This is a genomic window from Mesorhizobium sp. M0159 (genome assembly GCF_040322295.1).
Taxonomy (GTDB): Bacteria; Pseudomonadota; Alphaproteobacteria; order Rhizobiales; family Rhizobiaceae; genus Mesorhizobium.
Window position 1 is genome coordinate 24,153 of sequence record NZ_JAMYTF010000022.1, and the last position, 14,349, is coordinate 38,501.

At 61.0% G+C, this 14,349-nt stretch carries 15 protein-coding genes and 1 tRNA gene; 10 read left to right on the forward strand and 6 right to left on the reverse strand.

Annotation, left to right across the window (positions count from 1 at the left end):
- Positions 1-48: 48 nt before the first annotated feature.
- Positions 49-372 (reverse strand): heat shock protein HspQ, encoded by a 324-nt coding sequence (gene hspQ, locus NKJ32_RS20540; RefSeq protein WP_023675043.1) that lies wholly within the window; start codon positions 370-372, stop codon positions 49-51.
- Between the two features lie 221 nt (positions 373-593).
- Positions 594-1,802, reverse strand: a complete 1,209-nt coding sequence (locus tag NKJ32_RS20545; protein WP_352828673.1) for a UbiH/UbiF family hydroxylase — start codon at positions 1,800-1,802, stop codon at positions 594-596.
- A gap of 103 nt (positions 1,803-1,905) precedes the next feature.
- Between NKJ32_RS20545 and NKJ32_RS20550 the strand changes: the two genes are divergently transcribed.
- From NKJ32_RS20550 to NKJ32_RS20590, 9 genes are all read left to right on the forward strand, one after another.
- Entirely contained in the window at positions 1,906-2,301 is a 396-nt protein-coding gene (locus tag NKJ32_RS20550; protein ID WP_352785071.1) for a hypothetical protein, read from the forward strand.
- Positions 2,259-2,462 carry a copper chaperone gene (locus NKJ32_RS20555; protein WP_352785068.1) on the forward strand — a complete coding sequence of 68 codons (204 nt, stop codon included), beginning with the start codon at positions 2,259-2,261 and terminating at the stop codon, positions 2,460-2,462. The genes NKJ32_RS20550 and NKJ32_RS20555 overlap by 43 nt, the downstream gene beginning before the upstream one ends.
- 13 nt (positions 2,463-2,475) lie before the next feature.
- Positions 2,476-3,090, forward strand: a complete 615-nt coding sequence (locus tag NKJ32_RS20560; RefSeq protein WP_352785067.1) for a DUF1326 domain-containing protein — start codon at positions 2,476-2,478, stop codon at positions 3,088-3,090.
- A 35-nt stretch (positions 3,091-3,125) separates the two neighbouring features.
- The gene (pcsA, locus tag NKJ32_RS20565; RefSeq protein WP_502894454.1) at positions 3,126-3,902 is read left to right on the forward strand and encodes a phosphatidylcholine synthase; all 777 of its coding nucleotides are present in this window, start codon (positions 3,126-3,128) and stop codon (positions 3,900-3,902) included.
- Positions 3,903-3,920: 18 nt separating this feature from the next.
- Positions 3,921-4,898, forward strand: a complete 978-nt coding sequence (locus NKJ32_RS20570) for a quinone oxidoreductase family protein (RefSeq protein WP_352785065.1) — start codon at positions 3,921-3,923, stop codon at positions 4,896-4,898.
- Between the two features lie 152 nt (positions 4,899-5,050).
- On the forward strand, positions 5,051-6,643 hold the full coding sequence (locus NKJ32_RS20575; RefSeq protein ID WP_502893792.1) for an ABC transporter ATP-binding protein: 1,593 nt from the start codon (positions 5,051-5,053) through the stop codon (positions 6,641-6,643).
- Positions 6,640-7,752, forward strand: a complete 1,113-nt coding sequence (locus tag NKJ32_RS20580; protein WP_352448966.1) for an ABC transporter permease — start codon at positions 6,640-6,642, stop codon at positions 7,750-7,752. Before NKJ32_RS20575 ends, NKJ32_RS20580 begins: the two co-directional genes overlap by 4 nt.
- Entirely contained in the window at positions 7,752-8,726 is a 975-nt protein-coding gene (locus NKJ32_RS20585) for an ABC transporter permease (protein WP_031211313.1), read from the forward strand. The genes NKJ32_RS20580 and NKJ32_RS20585 overlap by 1 nt, the downstream gene beginning before the upstream one ends.
- A 47-nt stretch (positions 8,727-8,773) precedes the next feature.
- Positions 8,774-9,841, forward strand: coding sequence for a BMP family ABC transporter substrate-binding protein (locus NKJ32_RS20590; RefSeq protein ID WP_352621764.1), 1,068 nt, complete (start codon positions 8,774-8,776; stop codon positions 9,839-9,841).
- A 63-nt stretch (positions 9,842-9,904) separates the two neighbouring features.
- On the opposite strand, the gene rimO is transcribed toward NKJ32_RS20590, so the two are convergent.
- The 4 genes from rimO to NKJ32_RS20610 form a co-directional block, all read right to left on the reverse strand.
- Positions 9,905-11,218 (reverse strand): 30S ribosomal protein S12 methylthiotransferase RimO, encoded by a 1,314-nt coding sequence (gene rimO / locus NKJ32_RS20595; RefSeq protein ID WP_352754742.1) that lies wholly within the window; start codon positions 11,216-11,218, stop codon positions 9,905-9,907.
- A gap of 152 nt (positions 11,219-11,370) precedes the next feature.
- Positions 11,371-12,030, reverse strand: a complete 660-nt coding sequence (locus tag NKJ32_RS20600; RefSeq protein WP_352568620.1) for a TerC family protein — start codon at positions 12,028-12,030, stop codon at positions 11,371-11,373.
- 171 nt (positions 12,031-12,201) lie between these two features.
- Positions 12,202-12,609 carry a DUF930 domain-containing protein gene (locus NKJ32_RS20605; protein WP_352456770.1) on the reverse strand — a complete coding sequence of 136 codons (408 nt, stop codon included), beginning with the start codon at positions 12,607-12,609 and terminating at the stop codon, positions 12,202-12,204.
- A 277-nt stretch (positions 12,610-12,886) separates the two neighbouring features.
- Positions 12,887-12,976, reverse strand: a tRNA-Ser gene (locus NKJ32_RS20610).
- 307 nt (positions 12,977-13,283) lie between these two features.
- On the opposite strand from NKJ32_RS20610, the gene NKJ32_RS20615 reads away from it, so the two are divergent.
- Positions 13,284-14,168 (forward strand): GNAT family N-acetyltransferase, encoded by an 885-nt coding sequence (locus tag NKJ32_RS20615; RefSeq protein ID WP_352593883.1) that lies wholly within the window; start codon positions 13,284-13,286, stop codon positions 14,166-14,168.
- Positions 14,169-14,349 lie beyond the last annotated feature (181 nt).

Here is a 14,349-nt window from a genome sequence, read left to right on the forward strand (position 1 = left end):
TCCAGCCATGTCTCAAGCCTGTCCCAGTCCAGCCAGATTCCGACTAAGTCAATGTCTCAATTGGTGCTTCGGCTCGTAGCGCCCGTCCGGCTTCTTGTCGAACATTTCACCAATCTGCGGATGCCGGACCGGTTCGCCCGACCGGTCCTCGAGCAAATTCTGTTCGGACACATAGGCAATGTATTCCGTTTCGGAATTCTCGGCGAGCAGATGATAGAAAGGCTGGTCCTTGCGCGGCCGCACGTCAGCGGGTATCGCCTCGTACCATTCGTCCGTATTGGCGAATTGCGGATCGACGTCGAAAATGACGCCGCGGAACGGAAACAGCCGGTGCCGAACCACCTGTCCGATCGAGAATTTGGCTGTCTTCATCGCACTCACCACTTGAACTTCTTGAACGCCACGCATCCTGGAACACGCAAGGAACGCTCCAGGACTTTAGATTCTTACGCACCGGTCCGGCAAAGACTGGCCCAGACCTAAAGGTCGACATCGTCATTATTTGGCGCAGACGCCGCGTCAATTCAATCCCGATCCCCTTGATGCCGGGTTGAGCATCGCGAGATGCGGATCAAGGGCGGTGGCCAAGATCGCTATCGCTCAGCCGATTTTCGCAATCGGCCAAAAAACGCCGCAAAACCGCTGCCGGGTCGAAGACCCTCGCGCATGAAAAACGCCCGCAACGGCGCAAACCCCTCAAGCGCGCCCAGGCCAGCGCTGCGCGCCAGCTGGGCCGGCAGCATGTCGGAAAGCAGCGACATGTTGAGCAGGTTGACCGCGCTGCTGCGCGCCAGAATGTCCGGCCGCCGCTTGAAATCATAGGCTGCAAGCGCCTTGGCGGCGCCCGGGTCCGAGCGGTTTCTGCTTGCGGCACCAATCAGGTCGTCGATGTCCCTGATGCCGAGATTGAGGCCTTGCGCGCCGATTGGGGGAAACACGTGGGCGGCTTCGCCGACTAGGGCTACGCGGCGCTGCGCAAACCGCCACGGGCTCACCGCTGAAAGGGGGTAGACCTGCCGGCCGGGCTCAACCGACACGCGGCCCAACATCGATTGCATTCGCTGTTCGACCCGCGTCGAAAGCTCGGCGTCGTCGAGTGCTGCAAGGTCCTTGGCGATATCGGGTTCGAGCACCCAGACAAGGCTGGACCGGTTGCCGGGCAGGGGAACCTGTGTGAACGGACCGGTCTCGGTGTGGAATTCGGTCGAGGTGAAGGCATGGTCGCTGCGGTGACCGAAATTGAGCACCAACGCCGCCTGCGGATAGGATCGGATCGAGGTCCGGATGCCGGCTGCCTCGCGGGCCGGCGACTGACGGCCATCGGCGGCAACTGCCAACGATGCCTCAACCTCGCTGCCGTCGGCGAGAACGGCATGGGCATGGTCGGCATCGAGGCGCCATGCCTCCACCATCGACTTTCGCCATTCGATGCCCGAATGCGCGACAGCCTCGGCTAGCGTGCGGTTGAGAACGCTGTTGGGCAAGTTCAGCCCGAATTGCTCTTCGTTGATCTCGCTGGCGCGAAAGGTCACTGTCGGGCTGCGGATCAGCCGGTTGGTTGCGTCAACGATACGCATCACCTTGAGCGGCGCTGCGTGCGGCCTGATTCCGTCGAAGATCCCTAGCCGTTCGAACATCTTCAGGGCAGGGTTCATCAAGGCTGTCGTCCGGCCGTCGGGGCCGGTTGCATCGGGGCCGACGAGCGTCACGGGAAAGCCCGCCTCGGCAAAGCCAAGCGCCGCGATCAGCCCCGCAGGGCCGCTGCCGGCGACCAGTATCCGTGCTGTTTCCCGATGGATCAAATTCGGCTTCCGGATTGCGAGGTGAGGCCCGTCCGACCTGCTGGTCCATATAGGTCAGGTGATGCGGCTTGATCAACGCGGCGATTCGGCCCATTCGGTTGCCATGACCGGCCAACAAGACGATTTCAGCCACCTCGACGGCACCGGCCGCGCGATGGCGAGCGTTGCGCGCAGCCCTCGACTGACGGTGAGCGTCGTTGCCGGCATGGGCATCGCCCTTGCCTGGCTCCTTCTCGGCGCAATGGCAGTTCGGGGGGCGGTGAGCCGGCTCCCGGGCGCCGATGTACCCGGCGACGCCGTGCTGGAATACCTGCCGCAACTGCCGCTGCCGGATTTCCTTGCGCGTTTCTTCGCCCTTTGCCTGCCGCCGGCGCCGCTTCGCGCAAGCGTAGGCGCGCAAGGCGGGGCACTCACCGCGATGTGGCTGTTGATGGCCATCGCATTTTCCGGCTCTGTATGGAGCAGGGCCTGTGGTGCCTTGGATGCTGCTGGGCGCTGATGCTGGTAATGTTTGCCGTCGGTGTGATGAACGTGTTCTGGATGGCACTGATCGGCTTGTTCAGCCTGGTCGAAAAACAGACGGCAGGCAATCTGCCGACGCGGTTGGGCGGTGCGATACTGCTTGTCTGGGCAGCCGCGCTACTAGTAGTCTCGGCATGAGGGGGAGAATTCGATGACAGATCAAAACTGGGCAATGAAGGGAGAGCTCATCCTTTCCTGCAATTGCACGGTTTTTTGCCCTTGCGTTCTGTCGCTCGGCAATCATCCGCCTACGGAAGGCTATTGCCAAACCTGGGCGGGGTTCCGGATCGATGCCGGCCATTTCGGCGAGGTCGACCTGTCCGGCCTCAATCTTGGGCTGGTCATGGAAATCCCCGGTTATATGAGCCGCGGCAACTGGACGGCGGGCCTGTTCATCGACAAGCGCGCCTCGGTTTACGCTGTGAAGGGACTGACGAAGATATTCACCGGCAAGGCCGGTGGAACCACATCGCTGCTCTCCATCCTGGTCGGACAGTTCCTCGGCGCCGAGCAGGTGCCGATCACCTACGAGACGCGTGCGAAAACACGCATCTTTCAGATACCGAAGATCATCGATGGTGCGGTGACGCCAATCACCGGCAAGGATCGCGACAAGGATGCGGTCATCAGCAATTCGGAATACTGGATTGCGCCGGAAATCATCGTCGCCAAATCCGACAAGAGCAAAATGCGGGCCTTTGGCCGCAACTGGAACTTTGCTGGCCGTTCGGCCGAAATCTGCAAGCTGGACTGGCGGGGCCCGTGAGCAAGAAGACGACGGCCAGGAAAATCGCCGACCGGATTCCGCGGCCGAAGAAGAAAGTCACATGGCCTCAGGCGCGGGCGTTCTCGGTCCATCTCTTGACCGCGTCGGGCTCATTCCTGGCGTTTCTGTCGCTAGTGGCAGCAAGCGAGCAGCGCTGGACGGCGATGTTCTGGTGGCTGGGGCTGGCGCTTTTCGTCGACGGCATCGACGGGCCGATCGCCAGGAAGCTCGATGTCAAGGAAATCCTGCCGACTTGGTCGGGCGAACTGCTCGACAACATCATCGACTACGTGACCTACGTGTTGATTCCGGCCTTCGCGCTCTATCAGCGCGGCTTCATGGGCGAGCGCCTGTCGTTCCTGTCGGCGGCGATCATCGTGGTGTCGAGCGCAATCTACTATGCCGATACCGGCATGAAGACGAAGGAGAATTTCTTCAAGGGCTTTCCGGTCGTCTGGAACATGGTGGTGTTCACGCTGTTCGTCATCGAGCCCGGACAATGGGTTTCTTTCGCGGTGGTCGTGGTGGCCGCCATTCTCACCTTCGTGCCGATCAATTTCATCCATCCGGTGCGGGTGAAGCGGCTGCGGCCGATCAATCTCGGCATGACGCTGCTTTGGTGCGCTTTCGGCGCGCTGGCGCTGGCGCAGGCCGCACTTGCCTCCTTCTACGACCAGATCGGCGTGCTGGGCGAGCAGGTCAGCGATTTCATCAAGTTCGGGATTACGTTCACCGGGCTTTACCTCGCCTGCATCGGCGCTATCATGCAGTTCTTCCCAAATCTCGGCGCCAAGTCGGATAAGAAAGCCTGATCCCAAGAGAGCCAGAAAATGTCCAAAGCGATCCGCATCCATGCCCATGGCGGCCCGGAGGTCCTGACCTATGAGGATGCCGATCCCGGGCAGCCGGGCTCGGGACAGATCCTGGTCAAGCATACCGCGATCGGTCTCAATTTCATCGACGTCTATTATCGCTCTGGCCTTTATCCGCCGCAGGGCGGATTTCCGCTGGTCCCTGGCGGCGAGGCGGCCGGCGTGGTCTTGGATGTCGGCTCGGATGTCGACTGGCTCAAACCCGGCGATCGCATCGCCTACGCCGTGACGACCGGCGCCTATGCCGGGCAGCGCGTGATCGCCGCCGACCGCGTGGTGAAGGTGCCGGACGGCATCAGCGACGAACAGGCCGCAGCCATGATGCTAAAGGGCATGACCGCCGAATATCTGTTGCGTCGTACATTCAAGGTGAAAGCCGGCGACACGATCCTGTTTCATGCGGCGGCCGGCGGTGTCGGGCTGATCCTCGGCCAATGGGCCAAGCATCTCGGCGCGACAGTGATCGGCACGGCGAGTTCCACCGACAAGATCGAGCTCGCCAAGGCGCATGGCTTCGACCACGTGATCAACTATCGCGAACAGGATTTCGTGGCCGGCGTTGCCGCTATCACCGGTGGCAAGAAATGCGACGTTGTCTACGATTCAGTCGGCAACGACACATTTCCAGCCTCGCTCGATTGCCTGCGGCCGCTCGGCACTTTCGTCAGCTTCGGTCAATCGTCTGGGCCGATCCCGCCCTTCAGCATCTCGTTGCTGGCGCAGAAGGGCTCGCTGTTCGCAACGCGGCCGACGCTGTTCGTCTATAATGCCAGGCGCGAAGACCTCGAGGCTTCCGCCGCCGCCTTGTTCGGTGTGGTGCTCAGCGGCGCCGTCAAGATCAAGATCAACCAGCGTTACGCGCTCAGCGAGGCCGGCAAAGCGCATTCCGATCTCGAAGGGCGCCGGACCACCGGGACAACAATACTTATCCCTTAGGCGCCCGCAGTTTCGGGCCGCCGATGCCGCCGTTCTTGCGAACTGCTCTTTACCGCTTGAGTTTCCGCTGAAATTCTTGAAGCTCTTTCAAGTCGTGAGGCGCTTACCGTAGAGAGCAGCCCGCGCATACGATGGTTGCGGGAACACAGAACATGTCTGGCAAACCAGATGGAGGCACCGTGAGTGCAGATCAGGACGGCGCAAACCTGCTTGAGGTTCGCGGCCTCACAAAGATATTCGGCACGTTGACGGCGTGCGACCATGTCGATCTCAACATCGCCAAGGGCGAGATCCATGCGTTGCTTGGCGAGAACGGCGCCGGCAAGTCGACCCTGGTGAAAATGCTGTTTGGATCGCTGGAACCGAATTCCGGCGAGATTTTCTGGAATGGCCAGGCGGTCAGGATCACCAGCCCCGGCACCGCAAAAAAGCTCGGCATCGGCATGGTTTTCCAGCATTTTTCCCTGTTCGAAGCGCTGACGGCGGCGGAGAACATCGCGCTGTCGCTGGATGACGGCTCGCCGATCAGCACGATCGCGGCCAAGGCGAGGGCGCTCTCCTACAGTTACGGCCTGCCTCTCGATCCGCTATCGCTGGTCGGTGATCTGTCGGTCGGCGAGCGTCAGCGTATCGAAATCATCCGCTGCCTGCTGCAGACGCCGCAACTCATCATCCTCGACGAACCAACTTCGGTGCTGACGCCGCAGGAGGCCGATAAGTTGTTCGAGACGCTCGAACGGCTGCGTTCGGAAGGAAAGTCCATCCTCTACATTTCGCACCGGCTGGAAGAGGTCAAACGGATCTGCGACCGCGCCACCGTGCTGCGTCACGGCAAGGTGGTCGGCCATTGCAATCCGCGCCAGGAAACCGCGTCTTCGTTGGCGCGGATGATGGTCGGCAACGAGGTGCTGGCCGTGGTGCGGGCGCCGGCCGAGGGTATCGAGACCGCGCCGGTGCTGCTTCAAATCCGCGAACTCACCCGCAAGCCGGCGACCCCGTTCTCGATCCCGCTCAGGAACATCAATCTCGAGGTCCGCGCCGGCGAGGTGATCGGCATTGCCGGTGTGGCCGGCAACGGCCAGGGCGAATTCTTCGAATCCGTTTCCGGCGAGGTGCTGCAGCAGGATGCCGGCTCGGTCCGCATCCGCGGCAAGGATGCCGGCGGCCTCACCATCACCGGCAGGCGCCTGATGGGCGCTGCCTTCGTCCCGGAAGAGCGGCTCGGCCATGGCGCAGCACCGCGCATGAAGCTTTCGGAGAACCTGCTTCTGTCGCGCCACGCCACCGATGGCAAGATGTTTGTCGGCGCCGGTGGAATGGTCAAGGGCGATGCGATCCATACCGCTGCCCAGCGCATCATAAAGGCAATGGACGTGCGCAAGAGCGCGCCGGATCCGGAGGCTGCGGCTCTTTCGGGCGGCAATCTGCAGAAATTCATCGTTGGCCGCGAACTCGACCGCCGGCCGAGCGTCTTGGTGGTCAATCAGCCGACCTGGGGGGTCGACGCGGGTGCGGCGGCCCACATCCGCCAGGCGCTGATCGAACTGGCGCGCAGCGGCTCGGCGGTGCTGGTGATCAGCCAGGACCTCGACGAGCTGTTCGAGATTTCCGATGCGATCACGGTCATGCACAATGGCGAACTGTCGAAGCCGCTGCCGATAGCTGAAGCGACATTCGAGAAAATCGGGCTGCTGATGGGCGGCGCCGAACCCGGTCATGCCGAACATACGCTGGAGACGGCCTGATGCGCCTCGAACTTGTAAAACGCCCGCAGCGCTCGATGCTGTTTTCGGCACTCTCGCCTTTCATCGCTTTCGTTTTGACGATCATTGCCGGTGCCATCATGTTCGCGCTGCTCGGCGTCAACCCGTTGACCGCGTTCCGCATCTACTTCATCGAACCGATCAGCCAGGTCTGGCAGTTGCATGAGCTGGCGATCAAGGCCGCCCCCCTGATCCTGATCGCGGTCGGACTGTCGGTCTGCTACAAGGCCAACATCTGGAACATCGGCGCCGAAGGCCAGTTCATCCTGGGCGGCATTGTCGGCTCGATCATCCCCGTGCTGTTTCCGCAGTTCGAAGGCCCATTGGTGCTGCCGCTGATGCTTCTGCTCGGCATGGTCGGTGGGGCCGCGTATGCTGCAATCCCGGCACTGCTGAAGACGCGCTTCAACACCAACGAGATCCTGACCAGCCTGATGCTGGTCTATGTCGCCCAGCTCTTCCTCGATTGGCTCGTACGCGGGCCGTGGCGCGATCCGCAGGGCCACGGTTTCCCGCAGACCATCCAGTTCAACGACTCCGCCATACTGCCGGAACTCCTCCCGGAATCCGGCCGGGCAAACTGGGGATTTGTCTTCGCGCTGATCGCGGCGATACTGATCTGGATCCTGATGAGCCGTATGCTGAAAGGCTTCGAGGTCCGCGTGCTCGGCTCAAGTCCGAGGGCAGGGCGCTTCGCCGGGTTTGGCCTTAACCGCATGGTCTTCTTTGCCTTCCTGCTGTCGGGCGCACTGGCCGGACTTGCAGGGATTTCGGAGGTCTCGGGAGCCATCGGACAATTGCAGCCGGTGATCTCGCCCGGCTACGGATTTACCGCTATCATCGTGGCATTTCTCGGCCGGCTCAATCCGCTCGGCATCGTCGCCGCAGGCCTTGTACTGGCGCTGACCTATCTGGGCGGCGAGGCAGTGCAAAGCGCGCTCGGCATCTCCGACAAGGTGGCGCGCGTGTTCCAGGGCATGCTTTTGTTCTTCGTGCTCGGCTGCGACACGCTCATCCATTACCGCATTCGCCTGACCGGCTTTTCCGCGCCGAAGCTCGAGGCGGGGCCGAAGCTGGAGGAAGCCCGCTGATGGACATCACCGTCAACATCCTCTTGACCATCGCGACGGCGGCGACGCCGCTGCTGATCGCGGCGATCGGCGAACTGGTGGTCGAACGTTCGGGTGTGCTCAATCTCGGCGTCGAAGGAATGATGATCATGGGTGCCGTCGGCGGTTTCGGCGCCGGCTATCTCACCGGCTCGCCTTGGATAGGGCTGTTGGCGGCAGTCACCATGGGGGCAGTGTTCTCACTGCTGTTCGCCGTCATGACGCTGTCGCTGGCCACCAATCAGGTGGCCACCGGCCTGTCGCTGACACTGCTCGGCCTCGGCCTTTCCGGCATGATGGGAACGAATTTTGTCGGCCAGCCCGGCGAAAGGCTGCCAAACCTCGATATTCCCGGCCTGACCGCAATCCCGGTCGTTGGCAGGCTGCTGTTCGGCCAGGATCCAATCTTCTACATCTCGATCGCGCTGACCGCCGCCGTCATGTGGTTCCTGTTCAAGACCCGCACCGGGCTCACGCTGCGCTCGATCGGCGACAGCCATGCCTCCGCCCATGCGCTTGGCATCCACGTCATCCGCTACCGCTATCTCTCAGTGATTTTCGGCGGCGCTTGTGCCGGCCTCGCCGGCGGTCACCTATCGCTGGTCTACACACCGCAATGGGTGGAGAACATGACCGCCGGCCGCGGCTGGATCGCGCTGGCTCTGGTCGTCTTCGCCTCCTGGCGGCCATGGCGGGTGCTGGCCGGCGCCTATATTTTCGGCGCGATCTGGGTTGGCCAGCTTCACGTCCAAGCCATAAATCTGCAGGACTTCGTCGACGCGCCCTGGTTGCTCTACAAGTTAATTGCGTTCTTAAAATCGTTTCCCTCGCAACTGCTTTCTTCGCTGCCCTATCTGGCAACCGTCGTGGTTCTCGTTCTAATCTCGCGCAACAAGCGTTTGACGATGATGAACACGCCGGCCTCCTTGGGCCAGCCATTCGTTCCGGATCGTTGACAGCAAAAAGACGGAAGCTCCAAGGCTTAACTCAGAGAGGTAACACAATGAAAAAACTGCTTATTGCCCTGATGGCGACGACGGCCGCATTGTCGCTGGCGGCCTCAGCCGAGGCGGCGGACAAGCTGAAGGCGTGCTGGGTCTACACCGGCCCGATCGGCGATTTCGGCTACTCCTACCAGCACGACCAAGGCCGCCTCGAGGTGGAAAAGGCACTCGGCGACAAGGTCGAGACCGCCTATCTCGAAAACGTCTCCGAAGGCCCCGATGCCGACCGCGCCTTCGAGCGCCTGGCGCGCGAGGGATGCAAGATCATTTTCGGCACGTCCTTCGGCTTCATGGACCCGGAAGTAAAGATCGCCAAGAAATTCCCCAAGGTGATGTTCGAGCACGCCACCGGCTACAAGACGGCCGAAAATCTCGGCATCTACAATGCGCGTTTCTACGAAGGCCGCTACGTGCTTGGCCAGATCGCCGCCAAGCAATCGAAGTCGGGCGTCGCCGGCTACATCGTTTCCTTCCCGATCCCGGAAGTGGTGATGGGCATAAATTCCTTTATGCTCGGCGCACAGTCGATCAACCCGAACTTCAAGGCGAAGATCGTGTGGGTGAACTCCTGGTTCGATCCGGGCAAGGAGGCCGATGCTGCCAAGGCATTGTTCGACCAGGGCGCCGATATCATCGTCCAGCACACCGACTCGACCGCTGCCTTGCAGGTGGCGGAGGAGCGCAAGCTGCACGGCTTCGGGCAGTCCTCCGACATGATCAAGTTCGCGCCGCACGCGCAGCTGACCGCGCTGACCGACGAGTGGGGTCCCTACTACATCAGCCGGGTCCAGGCGGCGCTCGACGGCACCTGGAAGCCCGACAATGTCTGGCTCGGTATTAAGGACGGCGCCGTCAAGCTGGCGCCGTTCACCAACATGCCCGACGACGTCAAGGCGATGGCCGAAGCCACCACCAAGAAGATCGCCGACGGCTGGAACCCCTTCACCGGGCCGATCGCCAAGCAGGACGGCACACCTTGGCTGAAGGAGGGCGAGGTCGCCGACGACGCCACGTTGCTCGGCATGAATTTCTACGTGAAGGGCGTCGACGACAAGCTGCCGCAGTAGGCGGTCGGAAACATATCGAACGAAAGGGCGCCACGCGGCGCCCTTTTCATTTTGGACGGAATATCAGACTGCTGAGCCGTAAAGGTCGTAAGCGTCGGCGCGCTCGATCTTGACCGTGACGATGTCGCCGGCGCGCAGTGGCCGCCGCGACTGGATATGGACCGAACCGTCGATTTCGGGCGCATCGTATTTGGTCCGGCCCTTGGCCGAATTGCCATGCGCCTCGTCGATCAGGACCGGCAGTCGCTTGCCAATTTTCTTGGTTAGCTGCGTTGCCGAAATCTTCTGCTGGCGCTGCATGAAGCGGTGCCAGCGGGCTTCCTTGATATCCTGCGGCACTTGCTCGAGGCCGAGCTCGTTGGAGCGGGCGCCTCTGACCGGCTCGTATTTGAAACAGCCGGCGCGGTCGATCTTGGCCTCGTCCAGCCAGTCGAGCAGCATCTCGAAATCGTCATCCGTCTCGCCGGGGAAGCCGACGATGAAGGTGGAGCGGATGGCAAGGTCCGGGCAGATGTCGCGCCAGCCGCGAATACGCTCGAGCGTCTTTTCGCCATGAGCGGGCCGGCGCATGTTCTTCAGCACCTGCGGCGAGGCGTGCTGGAACGGAATGTCGAGATAGGGAACGATCTTACCTTCGGCCATCAATGGGATGACGTCTGCGACATGCGGGTAGGGATAGACATAGTGCATGCGCACCCAGACACCGAGCTTGCCCAGTTCTTCCGATAGATCGAGGAATTTCGCCCGCACTTCGCGATCGCCGAACATGCTGGTCTGGTATTTGATATCGATGCCGTAGGCGCTGGTATCCTGCGAGATGACGAGGATCTCCTTGACCCCGGCCTTGGCCAGCTTCTCGGCTTCGCGCAACACGTCGGCCGCCGGCCGCGATACGAGGTCGCCACGCAGCGCCGGGATGATGCAGAAGGTGCAGCGGTTGTTGCAGCCTTCCGAAATCTTGAGATACGCATAGTGGCGCGGTGTGAGCTTGACCCCTTGCGGCGGCAAAAGGTCGATGTGGGGATCATGGCTCGGGGGGGCAGCCTCATGCACCGCCGCCATCACGCTTTCATAAGCTTGTGGTCCGGTGATGGCGAGGACGTTCGGATGTCTTTCACGGATGACGTCCGGCTCGGCGCCGAGGCAGCCGGTGACGATAACTTTGCCATTCTCCGAAAGTGCGGAGCCGATGGCGTTGAGCGATTCGTCGCGAGCCGAATCGAGGAAGCCACAGGTGTTGACGACGACCAGGTCGGCGCCGTCGTGCTTGCGGGCGATCTCGTAGCCTTCGGCGCGCAGGCGGGTGATAATGCGCTCCGAATCCACAAGGGCTTTCGGGCATCCAAGGCTGACGAAACTGACGCGAAGGGCGGACATCTAAGCTTTTCCGGATTTTCAGGATTGGCGGCGCAGTATCACACTTGTCGCGGCATTGGTATGGGCAGCGGCTGCGGCGAAACGCAACCGCCAGCGTCGCCGAAGGCTCGCCGAAGCTGAAAGGCCGACCGATGAGAATTCGAGTCGGCGTGTCAGCTCACCGCACTGCTGACATGCGGCAAGACTTCCACCGCGCCCCGGTAGATCATATCGAGTGCGACATAGAAGATGATCAAAAGGCCGATATAGGCGATCCAGCGATGGCGGTGCAGCAGCTTGGCGATGAAGCTCGCGGCAAGGCCCATCAGCGCGATCGACAGGACGAGGCCTATTACCAGCACCTGGAAGTGATCGCGCGCCGCGCCGGCGACCGCCAGTACGTTGTCGAGCGACATCGACACGTCGGCGATGACGATCTGCAATGCCGCCTGACCCAAGGTCTTCTTGCGCGCCTTGCCGGCCACCATATCATCCCTGTTGATATCGGAATTGGACAGCGCTTCGGTCGCCTCCACCTCGTCGGCATACGACGTGCGCAGCTCGCGATACATCTTCCAGCACACCCACAGCAGCAAGATGCCGCCGGCCAGCAGCAGGCCGACAATCTGTAACAGGGTGACGGTGATCGCAGCAAAACCGATACGCAGCACCGTCGCCGCCACCACGCCGATGAGGATCGCTCTCTTGCGCTGCTCGACCGGCAAGCCCGCCGCGGCCAAGCCGATGACGATGGCGTTATCGCCTGCAAGCACGAGGTCGATGGCGATGACCTGGAGCAGGGCAGAGAAGCCCGCGGCAGTGAAAATTTCCATCGACTGGAAGTTCCTTGCTGGTTGGCCAACTGTTCGCGTCGAATGCCTGGAGGGCCTAACGTGTATGGTTCCCGCGCGTCAAGGGACTGGTTGGAACAAGGTCGGCAATATACAGAGTTTGCGACGATCGGCCCGAAACACCGGCAAAATGCGGCCACAGGTCGCGAATGCCTAGTTATAGAGGTTGTATTTGGGCCAGTCGCTTTCCGGAATTTCATCACCGATCCGGTAGCGCAGCTGCAGGACTTCCATATGGTCCGGCGCTGTCTCGCATTTGAATTTCAGCCGGTACCATTGTCCCTTGCTGCGAAACGCAGCACCCGGGCTCTTGATCGCATCGGCGCCCATTTCGGGCGTCGCAAAAGCGTAGGCGACGACACGATCGGCTTTGTATTTGTGGTCGTCGCGGGTAATCCGGTCGAGAATTTCGGCGTCGCATCGCTGCTCCAGCCGGGTTTGCGGATCGAGTTTCAGCAGGCCGGCGCGCAATGCGCTGTCCATTGCGCTGGCCGGCCAAGCCACTATCGTCCATGCGAGGACCGCAGAAAATAGTTTATTCATAGGCGGGAGAAGCACCATATTCGGACGGAGAAATCAACCCGACGAAGCGCGGCTGCGCGGCGGGTGACAGTCTTCGCTTTGTGGCAGGTTGTTGATTACGCAATCACCGGTACTTTGGTATCGTTGCCACGATCAGCACCTGTCGCATTTCAGCGACGCGAGAGGTGGTGCGCTGCATGGGGCAGAGCGGCGGTTCTCCCCGAAGCGGACCGGCCTGTTAGACCCAGGCAGTCGAGAATCCGACGAGCGGAAAACTCGACGTCATGCCTGCAGGATTGAAGAAATTGGCCGGATATGGCGGAGGGAGTGGGATTCGAACCCACGGTGGGCTTGCACCCACGCCGGTTTTCAAGACCGGTGCCTTAAACCGCTCGGCCATCCCTCCAAGGTGATTTTTCAATCACTTAGGATATCGCGAGAGGAGCGGGTTCGAGCTGTCGGTACCGGATTGGCACCAGGACGTTCCCCGACCGGTTCGCGCTCCATTCCTGTAAAGCCGCATTCAACGCCAAGTCAACCGTGGCGGCCGCACCTTTCGGCGCGATCCAGGACGGTGAGCAGCGTCATGGCGAGCTGTGTTTGTGCTGAGTGTGGAAAATCGTTTTTAAAACCCGCACGGACTATTAATCGTTGAGCGCTGATATGTGGAGCGCATTAGGCACATGTAAGTAAATCGTATTCTGGAGTTGATTTTGGCCGTACTTGGCGCTCTCCCGCCCGGTCTTCGCTGTAGACCAATCCGCGAAACCGACTGGGAGGGAGTGGTTGATTGCCTGTGCAGGGGCTTTCCGGCGCGTAACCGGAGTTACTGGATACACGCTCTGACCCGTTTGTCGCAGCGTCCTGCGGTTGCCGAGTTCCCACGATATGGCTTTGTTTTGGAGCATGCCGGTCGGATCGTCGGCGTTGTGCTCACCCTTTATGCTCGCTACCAGGGGCCAGAGGGCGACGAAATCCGCTGCAATCTTTCAAGCTGGTCAGTCGATGCAGAATTCCGTCCTTATGGCGCCATGTTGGTTGTGGCGGTTCTCAAGCGGAAGGACGTGACCTACACGAACATTTCGCCGGCACAAGCGACATTGAAAGCCAACCGGGCGCTAGGCTTTCGGCTCTTCTCCAGCGGACAATTTACCTTCTTGCCGGCTTTAAGTTTGACGCAGCGGTCATGTCGCGTAGTCGAAGTGCGTCCCGATCTCCCGGAATTGGCGATGCTGCCCGAGAGTGAGAGGTACATACTCTCGGAACACGCCGCGCTGGGCTGCCTGTCGTTGATCTGCATTTGCGACGGAGCAGCGTTCCCCCTGGTATTGATGCCGCGCCGAATGTTGCACGGTGTTATCCAGTGCCATCAGGTCATCTATTGCCGCTCGCTTGCGGATTTGAGCCGCTGCGCCGGTGCGATGGGGCGCTTTCTCTTGCGAAGCGGAATCCTGGTTTGCTTTGTCGACGCCAAGGAGCCGATTCCAGGTTTGGTGGGATGGTACCGGCCCAACAAGGGGCTGAAATACTTCAAAGGTCCCAGACCACCCGCACCTGGAGATCTGACGTTCACCGAACTTGTGATATTCGGTCCCTGAATCTGCGCTCGCAGACACGCCAAGCCAGGGGCAAAGTGCGCCACGAACGGCGTTTCTGATCGATAAGCGATGATTTTCATGCCGATCAGCGAGGCGGTCCGTGCCACAATCTCGCCCGGTTCCGACCACAATCGGTTAATACGGTGATAAACAATTCCTGCGCACAAAAAGGATTGGGGTA